We start from the raw sequence: 24752 nt of genomic DNA, 5'->3' as shown, positions 1-24752 counted from the left end.
AAATGCAAATGTGGGAGCAAGCAAGCCCGCTCCCGCAATGGTTTTGTATGTGTCTGTCAGACCGTTTTCGACATACGACCGGCCAGCAGCGCCCAGCCAAACAGCCCCAGGCACACAATGATCAACGGCCACGAGCGCCATTGCAGGTACGGCGTGAGGTTGTGCATCGGCACCACTTCACCATAGAGAATGCCGCGCTCAAACTGGGGGATCTGCACGGTGATCTGCCCATATGGGTTGATCAGGCCGGTCACGCCATTGTTGGTAGCACGGATCATCCAGCGGCCGGCTTCCAGTGCACGCATCTGCGCCATTTGCAGGTGTTGCAAAGGGCCGATGGAGCGGCCGAACCAGGTGTCGTTGCTGATGGTCAGTAACAGATCACTCTGGGCCGAGAGGCCTGCGGCGAACTCCGGGTACACCACTTCGTAGCAAATGAACGGCGCAATCTGATAGCCCTTGGCCTGTAGCATGGCCTGGTCGGCAGGGCCACGGGCGAAGTCCGACATCGGCAGGTCAAAGAAGGCAATTAGCCCCCGCAGCATGTCCTGCAGCGGCACGTATTCGCCAAAGGGCACGAGCTTCTGCTTGAGGTAGGTGCCATCGCCTTCGCCCACCACGGTGATGCCGTTGAAGTAGCGCTTCTGGTGGTGCACTTCCTGGCGGATCGGTACACCGGTAATCAGCGCCGTGTGCCGGTCGGCGGCGAACTTGCCCATCATGCCCAGGTAGCCTTCGACAGACTCCTTGAGCACCGGCACCGCCGTCTCCGGCCATACCAGCAGGTCGACACGCTTTGAGCTCAAACTCATGTCGCGGTACAGCGCAAGCTGTGCATTGAGCTGCTCCGGGTCCCACTTCATGCTTTGTTCGACATTGCCCTGAATGGCTGCGACGCTCAGTGGCGCCCCAGACGGGCTGGTCCAGGCGTGATGCTTGAGTGCCAGGCCGATGGCCCAAGGCGCCACCAGCAATACCAGGCCTGCGCCGATAAACGCGTTGCGCTTAGTGGCCAACAGGCGCGGCAGGTTGCACAGCAGGGCTGCCGTCAGCGCCAGCGCAAAGGAAATCAGCCACATGCCGCCCACTGGCGCCAAGCCTGTGAGCGGACCGTCGAGCTGGCTGTAACCGGAGTACAGCCACGGGAAACCGGTGAGGAACCAGCCGCGAAACGCTTCCTGACCGACCCACAACGCCGCAAACGTCAGTGCATCCGCCAACGGCGCTTCATTGCGACGCAACCAGCGCGCCCATAACCAGGCGGGCAGGGCGAAGAACCAGGCGATGGCGGCTGTAAACAGCAACATCAAGAAGCCAGCCAGCAGCACCGAGGCACCGCCGAAATGGTGGATGCTGTAATAGATCCAACTGGTGCCCGCGCCAAACAGGCCAAAACCGAAGCACCAGCCACGGCCCAAGGCCTGGCGGGGGCTCAGGTCTCGCAGTCCCACATAGAACAATCCGACCGCTACCAGTGCAAATGGCCACAGATCGAACGGTGCCAGCGCCAGGGTGGTGATGGCGCCAGCCACCACGGCCAGCAAATTACCGGGCCAGCCGGGTGAGGTGAGACGGCGCATGTAGGGGTGGGTCATCAGCTATTTCCTGTGTCGCGCCGGGCCTGCTGCGGCACAGGGCAAGGCGCGAGGAGTGTAGTTTGGTTTTTCCAAATGAACGACGCGTAACGCAGCCCTATGTCGCAGCAGGCCCGGCCCTACGGGTTGCCCCTGAGAGCGGGCCATGCTGCGTTGCACGCCTTGAAAAGGGAATGCCATTCCCTGCGGCCTGCGCCTTGCGCCTTGCCTGGCCCGCTCTCAGGAGCAACGCGACACAGTAAATAGCTGATGACCCACCCCTTCCTTAGCGGGCAATAGGTGTTAGACGGATCAGGTGGATACGGCGGCTGTCCGCATTCAGGATACGGAAGCGATACGCGCCGATCTCGGTGGTTTCGTTACGTTTTGGGAGATGCCCGAACGCACTCATCACCAGGCCACCCACGGTGTCGAACTCATCGTCGGAGAATTCGCTGTCGAAGAACTCGTTGAAGTTTTCGATCGGCGTCAACGCTTTGATCAGGAAGTCACCGCTGGGCAGCGGCTTGATGTAGCTGTCTTCTTCGACGTCGTGTTCGTCTTCGATGTCGCCAACGATCTGTTCCAGCACGTCTTCAATGGTGACCAGGCCGGCGACGCCGCCGTATTCGTCGATCACAATGGCCATGTGATTGTGGTTGGCGCGGAATTCGCGCAGCAGCACGTTCAGGCGCTTGGATTCAGGCACGAAGGTGGCCGGACGCAGCAGGTCCTTGATGTTGAAGTTGTCACCGTTCTCCTTGAGGATCAACGGCAGCAAATCCTTGGCCAGCAGGACACCCATGACGTCGTCATGGCTTTCACCGATCACCGGGTAGCGCGAGTGCGCCGAGTCGATCACGGCCGGGAGGAATTCCCGTGGGGTCTGGGTCGCCTTGATGCTGATCACCTGCGAGCGCGGGACCATGATGTCGCGTACTTGCAGGTCAGCCACCTGAATGGCGCCCTCGACGATAGCCAGCGCTTCGCTGTCCAGCAACTTGTTCTGATGGGCCTCGCGCAGTAGCTCAAGCAGCTCCTGGCGGTTTTTCGGCTCGTGGGCAAAAGCCTGGGTGATTTTACCCAGCCATGACTTCTGCCCGTTGCTCGATCGGTCTTCGCTCATAGCGATTACTCTGAATCCTTTAGTGTGACAGTTGAGTGTTTTTAAACTTCGTCGTCTGCATACGGGTCTGGATGACCCAGTTCTGCAAGCAACGTTTGTTCCAGTGTTTCCATCTCGCAGGCTTCGTCATCGTCTATATGGTCGTAACCCAAGAGATGCAAGCAGCCGTGGATGACTAGATGGGCCCAATGGGCTTCAAGTTCCTTGCCTTGTTCCTTGGCCTCGCGCTCCACCACCGCGACACAGATGACCAGGTCGCCCAGTAGCGGGATATCCAGCAGTTCATCGGGTACGTCGGCGGGGAAGGACAGTACGTTGGTCGCGTAATCCTTCTGGCGCCAGGTGTGGTTCAATTCGCGGCCTTCGGGCTCGTCGACCAGGCGAATGGTCAGTTCCGAATCAGCGGTGCGCTGGCGCAGGGCCAGCGCGCACCATTGGCGGAACTGCTCTTCGCTGGGCGAGGGCGCTTCGGTTGCCAGCTGCAGGTCTAGCTCAAGCATCGCGGCGAGTGTCCTTGGACAAACCGTCGTCACGGTGTTCGAAGCGCTCGTAGGCTTCGACAATGCGCTGCACCAGCGGGTGGCGCACCACGTCCTTGGGCGAGAAATGCGTGAAACTGATACCCGGCACGTCTTTTAGCACTTCAATCACATGGCTCAGGCCCGACTTCGTGCCCTTGGGCAGGTCAACCTGGGTAATGTCGCCGGTGATAATGGCCGTGGAGCCGAACCCGATGCGGGTCAGGAACATCTTCATCTGCTCGACCGTGGTGTTCTGGCTTTCGTCGAGGATGATGAAGCTGTTGCTCAAGGTGCGGCCGCGCATGTAGGCCAGCGGGGCGATCTCAATCACTTGGCGTTCGATCAGCTTGGCCACGTATTCAAAGCCGAGCATCTCGTAAAGCGCGTCGTAGAGCGGGCGCAGGTACGGGTCGATCTTCTGCGCCAGGTCACCGGGCAGGAATCCGAGTTTTTCCCCGGCCTCGACCGCCGGGCGAACCAGCAGGATGCGGCGCACTTGCTCGCGCTCCAGTGCGTCGACCGCGCAGGCCACGGCCAGGTAGGTCTTGCCGGTACCCGCAGGGCCGATGCCGAAGTTGATGTCGTTACCGAGGATTGCCTTGACGTACTTCTGCTGATTCAAGCCCTTTGGGCGAATCATGCCTTTTTTGGTTCGCAGGGCCACGCTGGCTTCGGCCACGGGGTTGTTGGCCAAATCTTCCACAGCCGATTCCTGCAAATACAGGTGCACGGTTTCCGGCGACAGCTCGCTACCCTTGGTTTCGCGGTAGAGCCGACGCAGCAGGTTTTCTGCAGATTTGGTGTATTGGGCCTCACCAATGAGCTCGAACTGATTGCCGCGGTTGCGGATCTCGATGCCCAGGCGTTGTTCGATCAGGCGCAGGTGCTCGTCGAACTGTCCGCACAGATTGGCGAAACGGCGAGCCTCAAAGGGCTCGAGGAGAAAACGATGGGGTTCTGCTATGGGTGCGTTCAAGGTCGCTTTTAGCCGCCCTTTGGCTGTTGAGGTGAAATAGAGAATAACGCCAGCCGCCTGTGTGCGAAAGCACTTAAATGGACTGGCCTCACTCTCAAGAACTACAAATAACGACTGTGGGCGCTGGCTTGCCTGCGATGGGGCCTGCACATTCAAAAGAGATGTCGCCTGTTACATCGCTATCGCAGGCAAGCCAGCTCCCACATTTGGTCCACATTTATCCTGGGATTGTCAGTTGATCAAAGAACCACGCAACGAATGGGGCTGCGCGGCATCAATGTGCACATCGGCAAACTGGCCGATCAAGGTCGGATTATCGCAACGGAAGTTTACGATGCGGTTGTTTTCAGTACGCCCTTGCAGTTCGCCCGGATCTTTTTTCGAGTAATCGGTGACCAGGATCCGCTGGGTGGAACCGACCATTTGTCGGCTGATCTCGAAACCCTGCTGGTTCAAGCGGTGTTGCAGCGCGTTCAAGCGCTCTTTTTTCAGTGCTTCCGGGGTTTCATCCAGCAAGTCGGCCGCCGGGGTGCCGGGGCGCTGGCTGTAGACGAACGAGTAGGAGAAGTCGAAACCGACGTCTTCGATCAGCTTCATGGTCTGCTCAAAGTCTTTCTCGGTTTCACCGGGGAAGCCAACGATAAAGTCCGAGCTGATGCAGATACCCGGCACCGCCGCGCGCAATTTGCGCAGTTTGGATTTGTATTCCAGCGCCGTATGGTTGCGCTTCATCGCCGACAGGATGCGGTCCGAGCCCGATTGCACCGGCAGGTGCAGGTGTTTGACCAGCTCCGGCACCTCGGCGTGAGCCTGGATCAGACTGTCGGAGAACTCCAGCGGGTGCGAGGTGGTGTAGCGAATGCGCTCGATACCGTCCACGGCGGCGACCACGCGGATCAGCTCCGCCAGGTCGGCCAGGCGGCCATCGTGGGTCAGGCCGCGATAGCCGTTGACGTTCTGGCCCAGCAGCGTCACTTCGCGCACGCCGTTTTCGGCCAAGTGGATGATTTCCGACATGACATCGTCAAACGGCCGGCTGACTTCTTCACCGCGGGTGTAGGGCACCACGCAGAACGTACAGTACTTGCTGCAGCCTTCCATCACCGACACGTAGGCGCTTGGCCCATCGATACGGGGCTCGGGCAAGTGGTCGAATTTTTCGATCTCCGGGAAGGACACGTCGACCTGCGGCAGCTTGGTGATGCGCGCCGCGTCGATCATTTCCGGCAGGCGGTGCAGGGTCTGTGGGCCGAAGACCACGTCGACATAGGGTGCGCGGTCGCGGATCGCGGCACCTTCCTGGCTGGCCACACAACCGCCGACGGCGATCACCATCTCCGGGTTGGCCAGTTTCAATTCACGCCAGCGGCCCAGTTGTGAATACACACGGTCCTGAGCGCGTTCGCGGATCGAGCAGGTATTGAGCAGGATCACGTCGGCATCTTCGGCGCGGGCGGTGACTTCCAGGGCCTGGTGTTCGCCCAGCAGGTCGACCATGCGCGAGCTGTCGTACTCGTTCATCTGGCAACCGTGGGTTTCGATATAAAGCTTCTTGGCCATGGGAATCGTCAACTGGTGGTAAAGAACCGCCCATTATAGAGGGCATGCCCATTGGTTCCTAGCGTTGTGCATCGGGCGCCATGCTATAGTTCGCGCCCTCTTTTATATCCCCGATGTGTTGCTCGCCCACCATGACCAAACGTGAAGCTCCAATCTATAAGGTGATTTTCCTCAACCAGGGCCAGGTGTTCGAAATGTACGCCAAGCAGATCTATCAGAGCGATCTGTGGGGTTTCCTGGAGGTGGAAGAGTTCGTCTTTGGCGAGCGCACCCAGTTGGTCGTCGACCCGGGCGAAGAGAAGCTCAAGGCTCAGTTCGAAGGCGTGGTGCGCAGTTTTGTGCCGATGCATTCGATTGTGCGCATCGATGAAGTCGAGCGCCTGGGCACGCCGAAAATCAGCGAAGCGCGGGGCGTGAGCAATGTCATGCCGTTTCCGATGCCGATGCCTGAGAAGTAGGGCTTCAGACCGTGTCGCGCCCTTCGCAGGCAAGCCCTACATTTTAATGCATCCCACAGTTGGAACTCGGTCAACTGTGGGCGCTGGCTTGCCTGCGATGGCGGTAGACGGGTTTAGCTGAGTCAGGGCAGGGGTGAGAAAGGCGAGCGCCCATCGGCACTCTGCAGCTCTTGCAAGTAGTTGCGGAAAATCTGCCCCAGCACCTGGGTCGCCAGTTCCAATTCATCACGCTGCATGTGCTCGGCCACTTCGTCGGCCGTATCCAGCGCATCTTCCGCACCGTTGACCGCCGCCATTTTCAGCACGATATACGCCTGGACGTTATTGGCCGGCACACCTTCGCCCTTGAAGAACATGGTACCCAGCTGGAACTGCGCCTGGGCGTGGCCCTGCAACGAGGCTTTCTCGAAGTAGCTCAAGGCCTTGTTGAGGTCGCGGGCGGGGTTTTTGCTGTCGTGGAAGTACTCACCCAACTCGTATTGCGCCTGCGCATTCCCGTCCTCGGCCTGTTTCTGGCACGCGCTCAGCGCTTCGGCCTGGCTGTCTGGCTGGGTATTGAGGGTGCAACGACCCATCGCTGGGATTAACAACGAGTTGCCGCCTGCTTGTGCATGTGCCAGCAGCGGCTGAAGGAGCAACAGGCAGCCCAGAACCAGGGTGCGGCCGGTGCGTTTCATGGGAATCGACTTACCTCTGACGGGGCACGCGGACCCTCGTGGGATCCAATAAGCGCGCATTATGAAATAAGCAGGCCTCTGCTTACAAAGTCTTTACTCGTTTTTCTGCTGGTTGGGCAAGTTATCTGCCGGATTGCAGGTGATTTCTCGAAAAAACTCGGAAATCTCTTCAAGCAAAGTAGCAAATCAGACACCGTTTGCGCGGTGCCTGATTTTTACGGCCAGTTACTTCAGTGCGGCGAAGGCGCGTTCAGCGGCGTCGAGGGTCAGCTTCAGCTCGGCTTCGCCATGGGCGATCGAGGTGAAGCCGGCTTCGAAAGCGCTCGGCGCCAGGTACACGCCGCCTTCCAGCATGAGGTGGAAGAAGCGCTTGAACAGATCCGCGTCGCTGCCCATCACGTCATCAAACGTGACGATATCGTCGGCGCCGCTGAAGTACAGGCCGAACATGCCGCCCGCTTGCGTTGTAACGAACGGGATACCGGCGGCGTCGGCGCGTTGTTGCAGGCCGTCGAGCAGGCGGGTGGTGTAGTCGGTCAGCTCGGCGTGGAAGCCCGGGCGGCTGATCAGTCGCAAGGTGGTCAGGCCGGCGGCCATGGCCAGTGGGTTGCCTGACAAGGTGCCTGCCTGGTACACCGGGCCCAGCGGCGCGATGTGTTGCATGATTTCGCGCTTGCCGCCAAAGCAGCCCACTGGCATGCCGCCACCGATGATCTTGCCAAAGGTGCTCAGGTCTGGCGTTACGCTGTAGTGCGCCTGCGCGCCACCCAGGGCTACACGGAAACCGGTCATCACTTCGTCGAAAATCAGCACCACGCCGTGCTTGTCGCACTGCTCGCGCAGGCCTTCAAGGAAGCCTGGCGCGGGCGGTACGCAGTTCATGTTGCCGGCCACCGGTTCGACGATGATGCAGGCCACCTCCTGGCCCACTTCATTGAGCATCTGCTCGACGGCGGCGATGTCGTTGAATGGTAGGGTCAGGGTGTGTTTGGCAAAGGCTGCCGGTACACCGGCCGAGCTTGGCACGCCTTGGGTCAGCAGGCCGGAACCGGCTTTTACCAGCAGGCTGTCGGAGTGGCCGTGGTAGCAGCCTTCGAATTTGATGATGCTGTCGCGGCCAGTGAAACCACGGGCCAGGCGGATCGCGCTCATGGTGGCTTCGGTGCCGGAGCTGACCATACGCACCATTTCCATCGACGGCACGATGGCGCACACCAGGTCAGCCATTTCGGTTTCCATGGCGGTCGGTGCGCCGTAGGACAGGCCGTGTTCCAGTTGCTTGCGCACCGCGTCCAGTACGTCTGGGTGGCTGTGGCCGAGGATCATCGGGCCCCAGGAGCCGACGTAGTCAACGTAGCGCTTGTCATCTTCGTCGGTGACGTAGGCGCCTTCGGCATGTTTGAAGAACAACGGCGTGCCGCCCACGCTTTTGAACGCACGCACGGGGGAGTTCACACCGCCGGGGATGTGTTTCTGGGCATTGGCAAACAGCGTTTCGGAACGGGACATGGTTGGGCTCTCTGAAATCAAATCTTAAGAAGGGCGTTGAACGCGCGGGCGCGGCGCGTGACTTCCTGGGTGGTGTCGGCGCCAAACAGGCCGTGCACCACCGCCAGCAGGTCGGCACCGTGGGCCACCAGCGGTTCGGCGTTCTTCAGGGTGATGCCGCCGATCACGCAGATTGGCACGTGCAAGCGTGCGCGGGCCTGGGCCAGCATCTCGACGGTGGCCGCCGGCGCGCCGGGCTTGGTGTTGGAGTTGAAGAAGCGGCCGAAGGCGACATAACTGGCGCCTTCCTTGGCGGCCTGCTCGGCCAGTTCGATCTGGCTGTGACAGGTCGAGCCGATGATGGCCTTGGAGCCGAGCAGCGCACGGGCCGGGGTCAGCGGGCCGTCGGTCTGGCCCAGGTGCACGCCGACGCCGAGGCGCGCGGCCAATTCAGCGTCATCGTTGATGATCAGTTGGGTCTTGTAGCGGGAGCACAGCTCCCGCAGCTTTTCCGCTTCACGCAGGCGCCGGGCTTCGTCGCTGCTTTTGTCGCGGTACTGCAGCAGGGTCACGCCACCGTCCAGCGCCGCTTCGACGTAGGCGAGGAATTTGCCGGCCAACAGTTGGCTGTCGGTAATGGCGTAAAGGCCACGTAGTTTCATCGGGCATGCCCCTTGGTTTTAAGAGCAGAAATCCAGCGGCAACCGGCGCGGTACAAACTGGCCCTGGCCGAGTTGTTCGGCGTCACGCAGGGTGCGCCAGGTGTAGTTGAGGGCTGATTGCACCGCGCTGACCAAGCCTTCGCCCTGGGCGATCCGACCGGCCAATGCACTGGCCAGCGTGCAGCCCGAACCATGGTAACTGCCGGGCAGGCGCTGGCAGGTAAAGGTATGGCGCGTGCCGTCACGGCTGTAGAGGCGGTTGTGCACTTCGTGCTCATCGCCATGGCCACCGGTGATCAGCAGGTGCTTGATATACGGCAGCAGCTTCTCGGCGCATTCGTCCGCCGTGCCTTCAGGCAATTGCGCGAGGATGCGCGCTTCGGGCAGGTTTGGCGTGGCGATCAGCGACAACGGCAGCAGCCGCTCGCGCATCGCATAACCGACTTCGTCCTTGCCCAGGCTGCCACCGCCACCGGCGCGCAGCACCGGATCACACACTACCGGTAGGTGCGGGTGCGCCTGCAGCAGTTCGACCACGGTGTCGACCATCGCAGTGGAACCGAGCATGCCCAGCTTGACCGCTGCCACTTCGGAATCGCCGAGCACGGCATTGGCCTGGGCCAGCACCCACTCGCGGTCGAGCACGCGGAAATCGCTGACATTGACGGTGTTCTGCACGGTCAGGGCGGTGACGGCCGGGGCCGCATGGCAGCCCTGGGCGAGCAGGGCTTCGATATCTGCCTGCAAGCCGGCGCCACCACTGGGATCATGGCCGGAGAGACAGAGGACAACGGGGCGAGAGCTGTAGATATTCATGGTGCGCGAGCTTACCACCAAACGCTTTTGGCGGGGCCGTCTGGCGATGGCTGAATTTTGTACGCAAACGTCAGCGTTTATGGCTGTTTGCTAGTGTCCGTTACTTACGGTGAAACACGCTAAAACCCTTGTTCTAGAGCCTTTAAAAATTTTATTTGAATGGTGTCCAATGGCCTTTAGCGGCTATGCTAGAGTGGATCCAAACAACTAACTGTATTGCCGGTGTACGTCTTCTCAAAAGGATAGGGGGCTTTTTGACACAACCGGACAGGCTACGCTGGGGCACTATGCGCTATTTGCTGATTTTACTGTTGTGCGGGCTGCCGTTGCTCGCCAACGCCGTCGAGTTCAACCAAGACACGCGAAGCCTGCCGCTGGGCCGGGCCATGCAAGTGCTCGAAGACCCGACCGATGCCCTGACCATTGCGGATGTCAGCGCGCCTTCCGCCGCTACGCAATTCAAGCCCCACGATAAAGACACACTGAACGCCGGCTACTCACGCTCGGTATTCTGGCTCAAGGTCAATCTGCATTACCTGCCCACCCATCCCGAAGCGCAACGCACCTGGTTGCTGGAGTTGGCGTACCCGCCGCTCGACCATCTTGACCTGTACCTGCCCGACAACACCGGCACCTATCGCCTGGCCGGGCGCACGGGGGATGCGCTGCCATTTTCTTCCCGTGAAATTCGCCAGAACAATTACCTGTTCAACGTCGACTTCACCCCTGGGCAGGCGAAAACCGTCTACCTGCGCCTGCAAAGCGAGGGCTCGATCCAGGCGCCATTGACGCTCTGGTCCAGCACCGCCTACCTGGAACAACAGCCGCTGCGCTTGTATGTGTTAGGCCTGATCTATGGCGTGTTGTTGGGGATGCTGGTCTACAACCTGTTCATCTACCTCAGCGTGCGCGACACCAGCTATCTGTATTACATCTTCTATATTGCTTCGTTCGGCATGTACCAACTGTCGGTCAACGGCGCGGCGGTGGAGTACTTCTGGCCAAACAACCCTTGGTGGGCGAATGCGGCGACGCCGTTCCTGATTGGCTCGGCGGCGCTCTTCGGCAGCCTGTTTGCGCGCAGCTTCTTGCACACCGCCCAGCACAGTCGCGGGATCAACCGCCTGCTGCTGGCGTTGGTGGCCTGCGGCGCAGTGGTGATGCTGCTGTCGTTGATGACCAGCTACGCCCTGGCGCTGCGCCTGGCCACCGGTCTGGCGCTGGTATTTACCGTGACCATCTTTGTTGCCGCCATCAAGGCCTGGTATTGCGGCCAGCGAGTGGCGCGCTATTTCATCATCGCCTGGTCGGCGTTCCTGCTGGGCGGGGTGGTGAATACGCTGATGGTGCTGGGCTACCTGCCCAATGTGTTCCTGACCATGTACGCCAGTCAGATCGGCTCGGCGATTGAAGTGGCGTTGTTGTCCCTGGCCCTGGCCGACCGCATCAATTCCATGCGTGAACAACAGGCGCAGATCCTGTTCGATGCCAGCCAGAAGCTCGAAGTGCTCAACCAGCAATTGGCCCGCAGTAACCGACTCAAGGATGAGTTCCTCGCTACCCTCACTCACGAACTGCGCACGCCCATGAACGGCGTGATTGGCTCCCTTGAGCTGATGCAAACCGTGCGGTTGGACGCTGACCTGGCGCAGTACCAGCAAACGGCCGCCGGTTCGGCGCGGGACATGATGCGCATGGTCAACGGCATCCTCACCCTGACCGAATTGCAGGCCGGGCGCCTGAGTGCCCAGCCGCAGGTGTTCAGCCTGCGCGGGACGCTGGACACCTTGCGCCAGCAGTTCAACGCCAGCGCCCAGAGCAAAGGCCTGGCGTTTTCCATCGACGTGGCGGGCGAGCTGCCGGACCGCGTGGTGGGCGACGCCGACAAACTGCTGCAATGCCTGGATTGCCTGCTGGACAACGCCTTCAAATTCACCCACGAAGGGTCGGTCCGCCTGCGTGTGGTTGGCGTGCCGCACAGTGAGGGCGCTTTGCGCCTGAGTTTTATCGTCACCGACACCGGCATCGGCTTTGCCTTCCTGGATGAGGCCACGCTGTACCAGCGGTTCTTCCAGCTCGATGGCTCCACCACCCGTGAATACGGCGGCATGGGTATCGGCTTGGCGATCTGTCGGCAACTGATCGAGCTGCTGGGCGGGCGCCTCACACATCATTCCGAACCGAGCAAAGGCAGCCGCTTCCAGCTGGAGCTGGAGGTGGAGGTCAGCCCAGTGCCGCCTGAGTTCAAACCAATGCCAGGCCGGCAACGCGCGCCTCAGGAGTGCGCGGTGCTGCTGGTGGATGACAACAGCGTCGGCCAATTAGTGGTGCGCGGCATGCTGCTTAAGCTCGGCTACCGGGTGAAAAGCGTGGACAGCGGCCCTAACGCGTTGGCGGCTTTGCAGGGCGAGGATTTCGACGCGGTACTGTTGGACCTTCCCGAAGGTGGTTTCTCGTTGTGCTGTCAGATTCGTGCACTGCCTGGCTGCGGTGAATTGCCGGTGATCGCCGTGAGTACGTCGCTGAATGTGTCTGAACGCGAGCATTGCCATGGCATTGGTATCTCCGATCGGCTGGTCAAACCGGTGCGTTTCGAGGCATTGCAAGCGGTGTTGGAGCGTCGGTTGTTGTGTCCGGTTGAGGGCGAAAGCGCCGGGCTTTCGGCGGGTATGCCCCTTTTTTAAGGCGGATGACGGTGCTTAACTGAAATTCAGGCCCCAACTGGACGTGGCCTTTTTCAGGAGGCCCGTCATGAACCTGCATCAGTTTGCCGAGACCCACGACGTCACCAACCAACCGCCGTCCCTGGACGGCACTAACCTGTATCGCATCGACTTGCCCTTGCAGGAATGGTCACGCCGCTGTGGCGCTGGCTGGGCGCAGGCGCGCATTGATGCCTACGGCGCGCTGGCCGGCGGGCCGCTGATGGAAGCCGGGTTCCTGGCCAATCAGAACAAGCCTGTATTCAACAGCCATGACCGTTATGGTCATCGCATCGACCTGGTGGAATTTCACCCGGCTTACCACGAACTGATGCGCACCGCCGTCGAGCATGGTCTGCCGTCGCTGCCTTGGGCGCACCCGCAGTCCGGTGCCCATGTGGCCCGCGCTGCCATGACCTACCTGCACAGCCAGGCCGAAGCCGGTACCGGCTGCCCGCTGACCATGACCTTCGCCTGTGTGCCGGCGCTGCGTATTCAGCCAGAATTGGCTGACCTTTGGCTGCCGAAAATTCTCAGCACTCACTACGACCCGCGCAATGTCGGCATCCGCCACAAGGCTGGCGCCACCATCGGCATGGCCATGACCGAGAAACAGGGCGGCACTGACGTGCGCGCCAATACCACCCGGGCTTATCCGGTAGGCGCAGGCGGCCCGGGGCAAGCCTATGAACTGGTGGGCCACAAATGGTTCTGCTCGGCGCCGATGTGTGATGCCTTTCTAACGCTGGCGCAAACCGACAAGGGCCTCTCCTGTTTCCTATTGCCCCGACATCGCCCGGATGACACGCGCAACGAGCTCTACATCCAGCGCCTGAAAAACAAACTCGGCAACTGCTCCAACGCCTCCAGCGAAGTGGAGTTCCGTGGCGCCCTGGCCTGGATGATCGGCGAGGAGGGACGCGGCGTGCCCACCATCATCGAGATGGTCGCCATGACCCGCTTCGATTGCATGGTCGGTTCCAGCGCCCTGATGCGTCAGGCGCTGACCCAGGCCAGCCATCATTGTGCCCATCGCTCGGTGGGTGGGCGTGTACTCGGCGAGCAACCGCTGATGCAAAACGTGCTGGCTGACCTGGCACTGGAAAGCGAATCCGCGCTGGCCCTGAGCATGCGCATGGGCAAGGCCCTGGATAACCTGGGTGATGAGCAGGAAGCCAAGTTCGCCCGGCTGGTGACGGCGGTGGGCAAGTATTGGATCTGCAAGCGCGCCCCGGCCATGATCAACGAAGCCGCCGAGTGCATGGGCGGCGCCGGGTATGTGGAGGACAGCATCCTGCCGCGCCTTTATCGTGAGGCCCCGGTGAATTCGACGTGGGAAGGTTCCGGCAATGTGCAGTGCCTGGACGTGCTGCGCGCGTTATCGAAAGAACCGGGTGTGCTGGAGGCGTTGTTTGTCGAACTCGGGGACGGGCACGGGGATAAGCCACTGGCGCGGCATATTGAACAGCTGAAGTCGGCGTTTATGGACACTCAGGATATCCAGTACCGTGCGCGGCAGTTGACCGAGGATATCGCCGTGGCGTTGCAGGCCAAATTGTTGCTGGAGGCAGGGAATGCGGCGGTGAGTGATGGATTTATTGCCAGCCGGTTGGGTGAGTCATCCGGTCGGGCCTACGGGACTTTGCCGCGTGGTATGGAGGTGGAAGCGATTGTTGCCCGCTCGACACCTAACTGAATAAACGCGGGCAAGCCAGCTCCCACCTTTCAAAGCATTCCAACTCTGGTGTTTATGTGAGCCTGGGATACAGGCAAGATAAAGGCCTGCAAGTCAGAACACAGGATGCTTACCGTGACCGAAGCTTTTGTTGTCGTTCAAACCGCTGAAGAAGCCGTGGATCGTCTGGCGGCCCTGCATGAGCGCGCTACCGGCGCGCTCAATCAAGCCCTCAAGCAGTACCTCAAAGACCGCGTCGAACCCGATGCCGAACAACGTGCGCTGTTTCGTTACCCAGAACTGCGCCTGACCTACCACTGCCACGGCGAAGTCCCACAGACCACTCGGGCGTACGCGAAGGTCCAGTTGCCGGGGACCTACAGCGTTACCGTCACCCATCCTGCGGCCTTCCGTAAGTACCTGCTGGAGCAACTGGTGCCGTTGATGCACGACTTCACCGTGACGGTGGAAGTGGGCGTCAGCCAGCAGAACATCCCGTACCCGTATGTGGTGGAGCAGGGCGACGAACTGGCCGGCTCCGGCGTGACCGCCGCGACCCTGGCTCGCGTGTTCCCCAGCACTGACCTGTCGGCTGCCACCGATGGCATCGCCGATGGCCTCTACGACTGGGAGAACACCGACCCGCTGCCGCTGGCGCTGTTCGACGCGGCGCGCGTGGACTTTTCCCTGCGTCGCCTGGTGCACTACACCGGCAGCGACTGGCGCCATGTGCAACCGTGGATCCTGCTGACCAACTACCACCGTTATGTCGACCAGTTCATCGTGCATGGCCTGGAGCAACTGCGCAGCGACCCACGGTTTATCCGTATGGTGCTGCCGGGCAACGTGGTGATCGACAAGAGCATGGACCACGGTGAAGCGTCGGCGATTGCCGCAGGCGTTGTGTGGCATCGTTATCAAATGCCGGCCTATCACTTGCAGGCCAGCGACGGCCACGGCGTGACCCTGGTGAACATCGGCGTCGGCCCGTCCAACGCCAAGAACATCACCGACCATTTGGCCGTGCTGCGCCCGCATTGCTGGCTGATGATCGGCCACTGCGGCGGCCTGCGCCAATCCCAGACCATTGGCGACTACGTACTGGCCCACGCCTATATGCGCCGCGACGGGATTCTCGACCGCGTAGTGCCGCCCAATATTCCGATTCCGGCCCTGGCCGAAGTGCAGATGGCCTTGCAGCGGGCGGCGGCCAACGTCACCGGCGAACAAGGCGAAGAGCTGAAAAAACGCCTGCGCACTGGCACCGTGTTGACCTATGACGACCGTAACTGGGAGCTGCGCTGGGCCCAGGAACGCCCATTGATCAACCTGTCTCGCGCGGTGGCCGTGGACATGGAAAGCGGTACCATCGCGGCGCAAGGCTACCGCTTGCGTGTGCCTTACGGCACCTTGCTGTGCGTGTCCGACAAGCCGCTGCACAGCGAGATCAAACTGCCGGGTTCGGCCAACGCGTTCTATGAGCGCGCGGTCAGCCAGCACTTGAAGATCGGCATCGAAGCCGTCGACCTGCTGCGCACCGAACTCAACTCGCTGCACTCGCGCAAACTGCGCAGCTTCGACGAACCGCCGTTCCGCTAAGCGGTTGGGATGGTCATTTAACGGTCAGGCCACTAGGATTGTCGGTCCTGACCGTTAGATGTTCCTTTGCCATGTCCCGTCCCACCCGTCCTGATTCGCGCCGCCCCGGCGTGAAACCTCCGCATTGCGCAGCCCGTCGTGTCGCCAAGGCACCGCCGGCCGAGCCGAAGTTGATCCTCTTCAATAAACCGTTCGACGTGCTGACCCAGTTCAGCGACGAAGGCGGGCGCGCGACCCTCAAGGACTTTATCGACATCCCCGGCATCTACCCGGCCGGTCGCCTGGACCGTGACAGTGAAGGCCTGTTGCTGCTGACCAACGATGGCCAACTCCAGGCGCGGATTGCCGACCCCAAGCACAAACTGGCGAAAACCTACTGGGTACAAGTGGAGGGCGAACCGACCGAAGAGCAACTGCAACGGCTGCGTGACGGCGTCGAGCTCAATGACGGCAAGACCTTGCCCGCCGAAGCGCGGCAGTTGGATGAGCCCGAGTTATGGCCGCGCAACCCGCCGGTGCGCTTTCGTAAAAGCGTGCCGACCCATTGGTTGGAGTTGGTGATTCGAGAAGGGCGCAACCGTCAGGTACGGCGCATGACCGCCGCCGTGGGGTTGCCCACCTTGCGCCTGGTACGTGTGCGAATTGGCGATTGGACAATTGAAGGCCTGGATCAAGGCCAGTGGAAGGAAGTGCCGGCGCGCTTATAAGGCGCCGGACTCGATCAGACCGATGACCACGCTCTTGATGATGAACGCGGCCACGCCCAGGCCCAGCACGAAGAACAGGATGAACGAGCCAAAGCGTCCGGCTTTGGATTTCTTCGCCAGGTCCCAGACGATAAAGCCCATGAAAATGATCAGGATGGTGACCAGGCCGGTCATCATCCATTCTTCAAACAGGACGGGATCGATGTTGTTCATGGAGTATTTCCGACAAAGGCAGGCGGCGAGTATACGGCAGTGCTACAGGCGCAATATTGACTTGAGTTGGAATGCAATCAATGTGGGAGCAGGCTTGCCTGCGATAGCATCACCTGGGTCTGGCTGACATACCGAGGTGTCTGCATCGCAGGCAAGCCAGCTCCCACATTTGATCTTCATGGGGCTCAGGTACGCAGATGGGTCAGTGGTAACTCAGTGCTGTTGAGCACCTGGTTCAGCACAAAGCTCGACCGCACGCTGGTCACGCCATCAATGCGCGTTAGATGCCCCAGCAGCAACTTCTGGTAGTGATCCATATCCGGCACCACCACTTTCAATTGGTAGTCAGCATCCATTCCCGTCACCAAACTGCACTCCAATACTTGGGGCAGTGTGCGAATGGCCGCTTCGAAATTCTCGAAACGCTCGGGGGTGTGACGGTCCATGCCGATCAGCACATAGGCAGTGAGGCTCAGGCCGAGCATCTTGCGGTCGAGCAGGGCGACCTGGCGTGCGATGTAGCCGTCATCCTCCAGTTGCTTGACCCGGCGCGAGCACGGCGAAGGCGACAAGCCGATACGTTCGGCCAACTCCTGGTTGGAGATCCTCGCATCACGCTGCAATTCCGCCAAAATACTCAGGTCGTATCGGTCAAGCTTGCTCATTGGGTTGGCCTTTGTCGTAACTATTGCGGTTAATTATCTATGAAGGGTTAAAAATTGCGCAAGCACTGTTTATTGACGCAATCTTCGCAATCATCTGTCGGGCGCTCGCCTGTATCTTTATCAACAGAATCACCGCCTGGACAACAGTCCACTTACAGCGCGCCCAATCAGGCCCGCTGCGGCCGCCACCCCAGCAGGGTTGAGCCGGCCTCCAGGCTGCACACTGTCCACAAGACGGCGTGAGGTGAGCCAACGCCAAAAGCGTTGAGCCAGGACGAAGTTCTCAAGGGGTGGCCGACGGGTCACCCCTTTTCTTTTGCCTGCTGATAACCTGTCCAAGAACCGGGCCTCGCTTTTCCAGTCTCATGGACAGGCCCTAATCCGCAATGAGGAATAGCATGAAGCGCATCTGGCGTTGGGCAGGTGTTGGTTTGCTGATGGTCACCGTTGGTGCTCAGGCAGTGGCCGACGAGCGTGATAACGCGCCGCGCGGTGAAGGCGGTGGTCAGCATGAAAGAGGGCCGGAGGGCGGACGGCCTGGGAATAATGAACAGCCGCGTTCGCAGAACAACCAGCCACGGCCGGAAAATAACCAGCCGCGCCCGGTGCAGCAACCGCAACCGTCGAATAACCTGCCGATCCAGAGTCGCCCCGACACCGTGCGCCAGACCCAGGAACCCCGCCAGGGCTATTACCGCGACATCCCGCGACGCAATGACGGTAACCCACATTGGGAAGCCGGCGGCCCAGGCTCACGGCCCGGCAACCATGGTGGCGGTTACAACAATGGTCGTCCCGGCGACAACCGCTGGCCAGGCCGCCCCGACGGGCACGGCAATGGTTGGGGCCCAGGCCCGCAACATCGTCCTGGCTACGTGATCGACCGCTTCCCCGACCGCAACTACCGCGTGCCTTACCGCGGCCAGGATTATTTCTATTCCGGTGGCTACTGGTACCGCCCGCAAGGGCCGCGCTATGTAGTGGTGACGCCGCCCTACGGAATCCGCGTGCAATACCTGCCCGACTATGCACGTGAAGTGTGGATAGGCAGTGCGCTGTTCTTTCTTGCGGCGGGCTCTTATTACACCTACGAAAGCAGTTCCCAGCAGTACGTGGTGGTGCAACCGCCGACCGCCGTGCCGGCGCCGCAGCCCACGCCGCAAGGCAATGGCTATGACGTGGTGGCGTACCCCGCCAACGGCCAGTCACCGGCCCAGGTGCAGCAGGACGGTTACGACTGTTATCGCTGGGCGGTGCAGCAAAGCGGCTTCGATCCGCAGGCGGTGACGTACGCCCCAGACCCTGCGGTGGTGCAAACCTACCGCCAGGCCCAGGGCAACTGCCTGAGCAGTCGCGGCTATCAGGTGCAACAGTAGCAGCGACAAGCCTCAAGCTTTTGGTGTCAAGCTTGAGGCTTGTGACTTGCAGCTTGAAGCTGATCCGCAGGATCCGCATGCACCAGCACTTCGGCGCGCGGGTAAGCCTTGTGAATGGCATCGGCGGCCTGGTCGCTGATCCCGTGGGCGACTGACAGCGTCAACTCCCCCGGCAACTCCAGGTGCAATTGCACAAACCAGTGGCTGCCGGAAATCCGCGTGCGCAGATCATGTGCGCCCAACACCCCCGGTACGCCACGGGCCAGTTCCAACATGTGCTGGCTGACGTCCGTCGGCAGCTCTTCATCCATCAACACCGCAAAACTTTCCCGAGCGATCTGGACCGCGCTCCACAAGATGTAGGCAGCGATGCCCAGGCCGAACCAGGCGTCCACTTGATGGTAGCCAACACCCGCCAGCACCAGCGCCACCAGGATGCTCCCATTGAGCATCAGGTCCGAGCGGTAGTGCAGTGAATCCGCGCGCACGGCGTTGGAGCCGGTTTCGCGGATCACCCGGTGTTGCAGCATTAATAAGGCGACGGTCAACGCCAGGGAAAACACGATTACGCCAATGCTCAACCACGGCGCGCCCACGGGTTCCGGGTGCTGCAGCCGCTCGTAGGCCTGGAACGCGATCAGCACCGCACTGCCACCGATAAACAGCGCCTGCGCCATGCCCGCCAGCGATTCTGCCTTGCCATGCCCATAACGGTGATCGTCATCGGCCGGGCGCAGGGCGTAATGCACCGCGAGCAAATTCAACAGCGAGGTCACGCCGTCCAGCAGCGAGTCGGTCAACCCGGCGAGCATGCTCACCGAGCCGCTGAACCACCAAGCGATGGCCTTGGTGATAATCAACGCACAGGCCACGCCCACCGAAGCGCGAGTGGCCAGGCGCAAGAGCCGGGCGTGTTCGGGACTGCTGGTCATAGGCGGCTCGATTCCTTAAGCGGCAGGTTGCAGGCCCAGGCTGGCGAGCTGTTGCACGCTGCCTTTGAACTGGATCATGCGCGGGTCGTCCAGCGGCAGGGTGCGGCCGGTTTCTTTCTGAATGATGCTTTGCAGCTTGGCATTGTCGACCTTGCCGTCGGCGCCGATGGCTTCGTGGAGTTTTTCCGGGTCGACCTGGGCGGTCTTGCCCGGTTCGAAGTAGATGGCGCCGGTGGCGAAGTCCACACCAAAAGCGATCAGGCCTGGGATTACGTAGAACAGCAGGCCCACGGCATCGAGCACGGCAATCGTCGGGTCGATCTTGCCGTCGATCTGGCCGCGGCGGTCCGGGTAGAAGATCGATCCGCAGGCCGTCAGTTGGCTCAGCAGGGTGACGGCGAGGACACCACCAATGACACGGGAAGCGATACGCATAAAAATTCTCCTGAGCACGATTGATACGGGACTATATGACAATACTGCTGAACAACAGCGCTCTAATGTGCGAGTAGGCAAGCCAGCTCCCGCCGTTGAGCGCGTTGCCAGGCGCAGCCGGTGGTGTTTTTCAGACCAGCGTCGGCAACCGGCAGTTCGCCGTTATACTCGCCGCTCTGCTTTGGAGCCAGTATGAATTCGTTGCCGATTGATGATGTTTTACCCGCCCTGCGTGACGCCTTGGCGAATCGCCATGAAGCCGTGCTGGAAGCGCCGCCCGGCGCCGGTAAAACCACCCGCGTGCCCTTGGCCCTGTTGAATGAGCCATGGCTAGCCGGGCAAACCATCCTGATGCTCGAACCGCGCCGCCTTGCCGCCCGCGCCGCTGCCGAGCGCTTGGCCAGTGAGCTGGGTGAAAAAGTCGGTGAAACCGTCGGTTATCGCATTCGGCTGGACAGCAAAGTCGGCCCCAACACGCGCATCGAAGTGGTCACCGAAGGCATTCTCACCCGCCGCCTGCAGGACGACCCGGCGCTGGACGGCGTGGGCCTGCTGATTTTCGACGAATTCCATGAACGCAGCCTCGACGCCGACCTCGCGCTGGCCCTGAGCCTGAACGGCCGCGACCTGTTTCGTGATGAGCAACCGCTGAAAATCCTGCTGATGTCCGCCACCCTCGAAGGCGAGCGCCTCGCCAGCCTGCTGGAGAACGCGCCGATCCTGCGCAGTGAAGGGCGCATGTTCCCGGTGCAGATGCGTTGGGGGCGGCCGTATCAGACGGGTGAATTTATCGAGCCGCGCCTGGTGCAGACCATCCTTGAAGCCCTGCATGACGAAACCGGCAGCGTGCTGGTGTTCTTGCCGGGGCAGGCGGAAATTCGTCGGGTCAATCAACAACTGGCCGACGCCCTGGGTGATCGTACCGATGTGCTGCTGTGCCCACTGCATGGCGAACTCGATTTGAACGCTCAGCGCGCTGCTATCGATCCCGCGCCCGCCGGCAAACGCAAAGTCGTGCTGGCCACCAACATCGCCGAGACCAGCCTGACCATCAATGGCGTGCGCGTGGTGATCGACGCCGGCTTGGCCCGCGTGCCGCGCTTCGACCCGGGCAGCGGCATGACCCGCCTCGACACCCAGCGCATCTCCCGCGCCAGCGCCACGCAACGGGCTGGCCGGGCAGGGCGGTTGGAGCCGGGCGTGTGTTATCGCTTGTGGTCCGAGGACCAGCATGAAGGCCTGGCTGCTTACGGCAGCGCGGAAATCCTCGCCGCCGACCTGGCGGGTTTGGCCTTGCAGTTGGCACGCTGGGGAGTCACGCCTACACAGCTGGTGTGGCTGGATGTACCGCCGACCGCTGCGTATGCCCAGGCGCAGGACTTGCTGATGCGCCTGGGCGCCATGAATGAAGACACACTCACCGCGCACGGCCAGAAGATGGCCGAGTTACCTGCTCATCCGCGTATCGCCCATTTACTCTTGCGCGGGCAGGACTTGGGGCTTGCGGCGACGGCGTGTGATGTCGCCGCCTTGCTGGGTGAGCGCGACATCTTGCGCGGGGGCGGCGCGGATTTGCACAGCCGCCTGGCGCTGTTGTCCGGCGAAGAACGTGCGCGTGGCACGCAAGGCGGCGTGCAGCGCGCCAAGCAACTGGCCCGTCAATATCGCGGCTACCTGAGAGGCAAGGCCACGCAACCGGTGGCTGACCCCGATCACCCACGCTGGCTCGGCGCCTTGCTCGCCCTGGCCTACCCGGACCGCGTCGCCCAGCAACGCCGTCCCGGTGGCGCCGAATACCGTCTGGCCAATGGCCGTGCCGCGTTGTTCGCCGAGGCCGACAGCCTGATGAAACAGCCCTGGCTGGTGATCGCCGACCTGGGCAGCCGCCAGGGCCAGCGTGAAGAACGCATCTACCTGGCGGCGGATTTTGATCCGGCGTTGTTCGACACGGTGTTGGCCGAGCAAGTGCGCAATGTTGACCAACTCGACTGGGACGAACGCGAAGGCGTCTTGCGTGCCGAGCGCCAACGCAAAGTCGGTGAGTTGGTACTCAGCCGCGAACCCCTGACCGGCCTCGACGAATCCGCCCGCAGCCAGGCGCTGGTCAACCTGGTGCGCCGCAAAGGCCTGGAACTGCTGCCCTGGACTCCGGAACTGCGTCAGTGGCAAGCCCGTGTGATGCTGTTGCGCCAACTCGACGCCGGCAACACCAGCGAGTGGCCCGACATCAGCGACAGCGCCTTGCTCGCCAGCCTTGAACACTGGCTGATGCCTTACTTGGGCAAAGTCTCGCGCCTGAGTCATTTCGCCAACCTGGATATCTCCAGCTACCTGCACAACCTGTTGCCGTGGCCGCTGCCGCAGCGCCTCGACGAACTGGCGCCGCAGCACGTGAAAGTGCCGTCGGGTTCGTCAGTGCGGTTGGACTACAGCAAACAGCCGCCGATTCTGGCAGTGCGTTTGCAGGAATTGTTCGGGCTGGCAGACACCCCGCGTATCGCTGGCGGGCGCCTGGCCGTGAAGTTGCACCTGCTGTCCCCGGCGCGGCGGCCGGTGCAGGTGACGCAAGACCTGGCGAACTTCTGGCGCAGTACCTACGCCGAGGTGAAGAAGGATTTGAAAGGGCGCTACCCCAAGCATTACTGGCCGGATGACCCGTTGGTGGCCGAAGCTACGGCCCGGATCAAACCCAGAAAGCCTTGAATGTAAGTAACTCCCCAGTCGTTTTGATGACTGGGGGGTTACCTGAAAGCGTTGAATCAGAGCAAGGTGGTTGTCTTGAAGGGCTTAAAGCGCTTCAAGCGCACTGTCAAATTGCTTATGCGCGTTTGGCAACGATTTGCTCGTTTGGGTGTGGATGCCACAGGTGTACTCGATGAACGAATGCCCGGCGGTTTCAGACTGGGCAACATTGTAGTTCTGAAAGGGCAGCATGGCCCTGCGTACCGGGGATTGATCCAGGATGTTCTTGAATGTGGTGCTCGCGTCATCAGCGATCCACAGCCTTCTTACTTTTCTCTGCTGGTTGCCATCGATGAATTTATGCCGGGCATGCAGGACACGCAGGTTATCCATCACCAGAATGTCCCCTGGCTCAAGGCTTATGGGGGTAATGTAACGCTCGTTGGTGGAGTAGTGGGTCTGGATGTATTTAAACGCCGCGCTGGCCCATTCGGGAATAAACGCAGTGCTGTCATACCGGTAGCGAATTCTTAACGTTTCGTCATCGATTTTTTCAAAGACTGCGCAATCGATGGACAGCAAATCGTCGCGGCAGTAAGTGACACTGCCGCTGGTCATCAATATTTTTAATGTGTCAGCGTGATGGGCAAGCAGGTCATTGTAGATTTTCTGCCCATCCACCAGGAAGTTGTCGCCGCCAAATTCAGGCTTTGAAACGCACTGGAGAATGACGAATTTGGGGGGCGTGATTTTTTTCGCAGTGCCCTCTACGTAGGCGATGCCATTCAAGAATGACCCATCGGTATGCGGGAAAAAATCGCTCGACAGTTCGCCATGATAATCATCCTTGAAGCGTTGCCAGTCCTTGTTGATCGGCTCGCCACCGCCCACCACACCGTGTTCATCGGACTTGGTATGAAACTGAATCAGCCCGAACTTGCCGGCGGTCTCTCTAAAGGCTTCCAGAGAGTGGTCTTGAGGCTTGATAACGCAATATCCATGCTCTTTCAGAAACGTCGAGATTTCTTTGGTTTCAAAAAAATCAAACTTACGTGTGCTCATTTCACGCTCCTTGTTTTATTGGAAGAACTTTTTACAGGCCGTTGAAAAAATGATCGAAGATCATCTTCAAACCAAAAAACGTCACCCCTGCCTTTAACAGCATTGCGCCGACACGCTGCGATATACGGTCTCTGAGAAAGCCGCCCAAGTACGAACCCAATGTAGAGGCGGTAATCATGATGATGATCAGGTTGGCGTAATCCATGAACGCAAAACCTGCAATAACAAAGGCGGCGACCTTGAGCCCGTGCAGTACGCTCATTTGCATGGCGTGGGTGACAATTACTTCGTTTTTATTAATATTCATCTTCATCAGGATGGGCTGCGATATCAAACCGGTTACGGCCACGAACAGTGAAAGGAAGGTTTGAAAAAAGCCCACCAGGGCAAAGTTTTTAAATATAAAACCCAGGCGTGCGACGATCTTGGTCCAGGTGATGGCCAGGATGAAGAAGCCGAGAATCAGTGATAAATATTGCTCGGGAAATTTGCCGATGAAGAAGTAACCGATGAACGCGCCGACCAGGCAGCCGATAACGTATTTAGGCAGGATTTCCACTTTCGCACTTTTAAAGTCAAACGCGAATCGACTGGCGTTGCTGACCATTTGAATCAAGCCGTGAACCGGTACAACCGCAGAGATGGGGATAAATTGAGGCATAACCGCAAGCAGTCCAATCCCGCCGCCCACGCCAATGGCAGCCGTCATGAATGACGTAATAAAACTGACGCCCACCAATAGATACAAACCATCAGAAAGTTCGAGCATTGTTAATTCCTATCCAATTTTATAAAACGTAAAGCATATATATCGATGCGCAGGCTTCTCACCGGGTGAGTAAATCG

At 60.3% G+C, this 24752-nt stretch carries 22 protein-coding genes; 7 read left to right on the top strand and 15 right to left on the bottom strand.

What is annotated here, in order from left to right; translation table 11 throughout:
- Window positions 1-56: 56 nt before the first annotated feature.
- The 5 genes from lnt to miaB form a co-directional block, all read right to left on the bottom strand.
- Entirely contained in the window at window positions 57-1580 is a 1524-nt protein-coding gene (gene lnt / locus AACY36_RS14775; protein ID WP_339427990.1) for an apolipoprotein N-acyltransferase, read from the bottom strand.
- Between the two features lie 280 nt (window positions 1581-1860).
- Window positions 1861-2700 (bottom strand): HlyC/CorC family transporter, encoded by an 840-nt coding sequence (locus AACY36_RS14770; RefSeq protein ID WP_339416906.1) that lies wholly within the window; start codon window positions 2698-2700, stop codon window positions 1861-1863.
- Window positions 2701-2741: 41 nt separating this feature from the next.
- On the bottom strand, window positions 2742-3200 hold the full coding sequence (ybeY, locus tag AACY36_RS14765; protein ID WP_339416905.1) for an rRNA maturation RNase YbeY: 459 nt from the start codon (window positions 3198-3200) through the stop codon (window positions 2742-2744).
- Window positions 3193-4197, bottom strand: coding sequence for a PhoH family protein (locus AACY36_RS14760; RefSeq protein WP_339416904.1), 1005 nt, complete (start codon window positions 4195-4197; stop codon window positions 3193-3195). Before AACY36_RS14760 ends, ybeY begins: the two co-directional genes overlap by 8 nt.
- 231 nt (window positions 4198-4428) lie before the next feature.
- Window positions 4429-5757 (bottom strand): tRNA (N6-isopentenyl adenosine(37)-C2)-methylthiotransferase MiaB, encoded by a 1329-nt coding sequence (gene miaB / locus AACY36_RS14755; RefSeq protein WP_339416903.1) that lies wholly within the window; start codon window positions 5755-5757, stop codon window positions 4429-4431.
- A 131-nt stretch (window positions 5758-5888) separates the two neighbouring features.
- Here miaB and AACY36_RS14750 point away from each other — a divergent pair, with 131 nt between their 5' ends.
- A complete protein-coding gene (locus AACY36_RS14750; protein WP_003236992.1) occupies window positions 5889-6215 on the top strand; it encodes a DUF1820 family protein in 327 nt (108 codons plus the stop codon).
- 122 nt (window positions 6216-6337) lie between these two features.
- Here AACY36_RS14750 and AACY36_RS14745 read toward each other — a convergent pair whose 3' ends face one another.
- The 4 genes from AACY36_RS14745 to AACY36_RS14730 form a co-directional block, all read right to left on the bottom strand.
- Window positions 6338-6892, bottom strand: a complete 555-nt coding sequence (locus tag AACY36_RS14745; RefSeq protein ID WP_339416902.1) for a tetratricopeptide repeat protein — start codon at window positions 6890-6892, stop codon at window positions 6338-6340.
- 225 nt (window positions 6893-7117) lie between these two features.
- Window positions 7118-8401, bottom strand: a complete 1284-nt coding sequence (gene hemL, locus AACY36_RS14740; RefSeq protein ID WP_339416901.1) for a glutamate-1-semialdehyde 2,1-aminomutase — start codon at window positions 8399-8401, stop codon at window positions 7118-7120.
- Between the two features lie 17 nt (window positions 8402-8418).
- Window positions 8419-9042, bottom strand: coding sequence for a thiamine phosphate synthase (thiE, locus tag AACY36_RS14735; protein WP_339416900.1), 624 nt, complete (start codon window positions 9040-9042; stop codon window positions 8419-8421).
- Between the two features lie 18 nt (window positions 9043-9060).
- Entirely contained in the window at window positions 9061-9858 is a 798-nt protein-coding gene (locus tag AACY36_RS14730; RefSeq protein WP_339416899.1) for a hydroxymethylpyrimidine/phosphomethylpyrimidine kinase, read from the bottom strand.
- A 287-nt stretch (window positions 9859-10145) separates the two neighbouring features.
- On the opposite strand from AACY36_RS14730, the gene AACY36_RS14725 reads away from it, so the two are divergent.
- The 4 genes from AACY36_RS14725 (at window position 10146) to AACY36_RS14710 (ending at window position 16541) form a co-directional block, all read left to right on the top strand.
- Complete coding sequence (locus AACY36_RS14725) at window positions 10146-12542, top strand: hybrid sensor histidine kinase/response regulator (RefSeq protein ID WP_339427977.1); 2397 nt, start codon at window positions 10146-10148, stop codon at window positions 12540-12542.
- A gap of 67 nt (window positions 12543-12609) precedes the next feature.
- A complete protein-coding gene (locus AACY36_RS14720; RefSeq protein ID WP_339416897.1) occupies window positions 12610-14256 on the top strand; it encodes an acyl-CoA dehydrogenase family protein in 1647 nt (548 codons plus the stop codon).
- 105 nt (window positions 14257-14361) lie between these two features.
- Window positions 14362-15834, top strand: coding sequence for an AMP nucleosidase (gene amn / locus AACY36_RS14715; protein WP_339427978.1), 1473 nt, complete (start codon window positions 14362-14364; stop codon window positions 15832-15834).
- A gap of 71 nt (window positions 15835-15905) precedes the next feature.
- The gene (locus tag AACY36_RS14710) at window positions 15906-16541 is read left to right on the top strand and encodes a pseudouridine synthase (RefSeq protein WP_339416894.1); all 636 of its coding nucleotides are present in this window, start codon (window positions 15906-15908) and stop codon (window positions 16539-16541) included.
- Here AACY36_RS14710 and AACY36_RS14705 read toward each other — a convergent pair.
- Entirely contained in the window at window positions 16536-16745 is a 210-nt protein-coding gene (locus tag AACY36_RS14705) for a DUF2788 domain-containing protein (protein WP_049713471.1), read from the bottom strand. The two genes, AACY36_RS14710 and AACY36_RS14705, sit on opposite strands and share 6 nt — an antisense overlap.
- Window positions 16746-16939: 194 nt before the next feature.
- Complete coding sequence (locus AACY36_RS14700) at window positions 16940-17419, bottom strand: Lrp/AsnC family transcriptional regulator (RefSeq protein ID WP_017735654.1); 480 nt, start codon at window positions 17417-17419, stop codon at window positions 16940-16942.
- 398 nt (window positions 17420-17817) lie between these two features.
- On the opposite strand from AACY36_RS14700, the gene AACY36_RS14695 reads away from it, so the two are divergent.
- A complete protein-coding gene (locus AACY36_RS14695; protein WP_339427979.1) occupies window positions 17818-18795 on the top strand; it encodes a DUF6515 family protein in 978 nt (325 codons plus the stop codon).
- A gap of 26 nt (window positions 18796-18821) precedes the next feature.
- Here the strand turns inward: AACY36_RS14695 and AACY36_RS14690 are convergent, their stop codons facing one another.
- Window positions 18822-19727, bottom strand: coding sequence for a cation diffusion facilitator family transporter (locus AACY36_RS14690; protein ID WP_339427980.1), 906 nt, complete (start codon window positions 19725-19727; stop codon window positions 18822-18824).
- A 15-nt stretch (window positions 19728-19742) separates the two neighbouring features.
- Window positions 19743-20162: a polyribonucleotide nucleotidyltransferase gene (locus AACY36_RS14685; RefSeq protein ID WP_090401953.1), complete on the bottom strand. Its 420-nt coding sequence runs from the start codon at window positions 20160-20162 to the stop codon at window positions 19743-19745.
- Window positions 20163-20354: 192 nt separating this feature from the next.
- On the opposite strand from AACY36_RS14685, the gene hrpB reads away from it, so the two are divergent.
- Window positions 20355-22865 carry an ATP-dependent helicase HrpB gene (gene hrpB / locus AACY36_RS14680; RefSeq protein ID WP_339497265.1) on the top strand — a complete coding sequence of 837 codons (2511 nt, stop codon included), beginning with the start codon at window positions 20355-20357 and terminating at the stop codon, window positions 22863-22865.
- An 84-nt stretch (window positions 22866-22949) separates the two neighbouring features.
- On the opposite strand, the gene AACY36_RS14675 is transcribed toward hrpB, so the two are convergent.
- Both AACY36_RS14675 and AACY36_RS14670 read right to left on the bottom strand, forming a co-directional pair.
- Window positions 22950-23906: a TauD/TfdA family dioxygenase gene (locus tag AACY36_RS14675; protein WP_339416888.1), complete on the bottom strand. Its 957-nt coding sequence runs from the start codon at window positions 23904-23906 to the stop codon at window positions 22950-22952.
- A gap of 31 nt (window positions 23907-23937) precedes the next feature.
- On the bottom strand, window positions 23938-24675 hold the full coding sequence (locus tag AACY36_RS14670) for a TSUP family transporter (protein WP_005791677.1): 738 nt from the start codon (window positions 24673-24675) through the stop codon (window positions 23938-23940).
- Window positions 24676-24752: the final 77 nt, after the last annotated feature.

Origin of the sequence: Pseudomonas sp. EA_15y_Pfl1_P101 (assembly GCF_963970835.1) — a bacterium.
In the GTDB taxonomy this organism is placed as follows: domain Bacteria; phylum Pseudomonadota; class Gammaproteobacteria; order Pseudomonadales; family Pseudomonadaceae; genus Aquipseudomonas; species Aquipseudomonas tritici.
The sequence above is the reverse complement of the archived record's forward strand: the minus strand, read 5'-3'. Positions and strand labels throughout refer to the sequence as shown.

Excerpts from the sequence above, each read along its gene's own strand:
- amn (WP_339427978.1), top strand. The coding sequence starts at position 14,362 with ATGCTTACCGTGACCGAAGCTTTTGTTGTCGTTCAAACCGCTGAAGAA.
- AACY36_RS14770 (WP_339416906.1), bottom strand. The coding sequence starts at position 2,700 with ATGAGCGAAGACCGATCGAGCAACGGGCAGAAGTCATGGCTGGGTAAA.
- AACY36_RS14710 (WP_339416894.1), top strand. The coding sequence starts at position 15,906 with ATGTCCCGTCCCACCCGTCCTGATTCGCGCCGCCCCGGCGTGAAACCT.
- AACY36_RS14700 (WP_017735654.1), bottom strand. The coding sequence starts at position 17,419 with ATGAGCAAGCTTGACCGATACGACCTGAGTATTTTGGCGGAATTGCAG.
- AACY36_RS14690 (WP_339427980.1), bottom strand. The coding sequence starts at position 19,727 with ATGACCAGCAGTCCCGAACACGCCCGGCTCTTGCGCCTGGCCACTCGC.
- AACY36_RS14695 (WP_339427979.1), top strand. The coding sequence starts at position 17,818 with ATGAAGCGCATCTGGCGTTGGGCAGGTGTTGGTTTGCTGATGGTCACC.
- miaB (WP_339416903.1), bottom strand. The coding sequence starts at position 5,757 with ATGGCCAAGAAGCTTTATATCGAAACCCACGGTTGCCAGATGAACGAG.
- hrpB (WP_339497265.1), top strand. The coding sequence starts at position 20,355 with ATGAATTCGTTGCCGATTGATGATGTTTTACCCGCCCTGCGTGACGCC.
- AACY36_RS14725 (WP_339427977.1), top strand. The coding sequence starts at position 10,146 with ATGCGCTATTTGCTGATTTTACTGTTGTGCGGGCTGCCGTTGCTCGCC.
- AACY36_RS14685 (WP_090401953.1), bottom strand. The coding sequence starts at position 20,162 with ATGCGTATCGCTTCCCGTGTCATTGGTGGTGTCCTCGCCGTCACCCTG.
- lnt (WP_339427990.1), bottom strand. The coding sequence starts at position 1,580 with ATGCGCCGTCTCACCTCACCCGGCTGGCCCGGTAATTTGCTGGCCGTG.
- thiE (WP_339416900.1), bottom strand. The coding sequence starts at position 9,042 with ATGAAACTACGTGGCCTTTACGCCATTACCGACAGCCAACTGTTGGCC.
- AACY36_RS14670 (WP_005791677.1), bottom strand. The coding sequence starts at position 24,675 with ATGCTCGAACTTTCTGATGGTTTGTATCTATTGGTGGGCGTCAGTTTT.
- ybeY (WP_339416905.1), bottom strand. The coding sequence starts at position 3,200 with ATGCTTGAGCTAGACCTGCAGCTGGCAACCGAAGCGCCCTCGCCCAGC.
- AACY36_RS14730 (WP_339416899.1), bottom strand. The coding sequence starts at position 9,858 with ATGAATATCTACAGCTCTCGCCCCGTTGTCCTCTGTCTCTCCGGCCAT.
- AACY36_RS14750 (WP_003236992.1), top strand. The coding sequence starts at position 5,889 with ATGACCAAACGTGAAGCTCCAATCTATAAGGTGATTTTCCTCAACCAG.
- AACY36_RS14720 (WP_339416897.1), top strand. The coding sequence starts at position 12,610 with ATGAACCTGCATCAGTTTGCCGAGACCCACGACGTCACCAACCAACCG.
- AACY36_RS14745 (WP_339416902.1), bottom strand. The coding sequence starts at position 6,892 with ATGAAACGCACCGGCCGCACCCTGGTTCTGGGCTGCCTGTTGCTCCTT.
- hemL (WP_339416901.1), bottom strand. The coding sequence starts at position 8,401 with ATGTCCCGTTCCGAAACGCTGTTTGCCAATGCCCAGAAACACATCCCC.
- AACY36_RS14675 (WP_339416888.1), bottom strand. The coding sequence starts at position 23,906 with ATGAGCACACGTAAGTTTGATTTTTTTGAAACCAAAGAAATCTCGACG.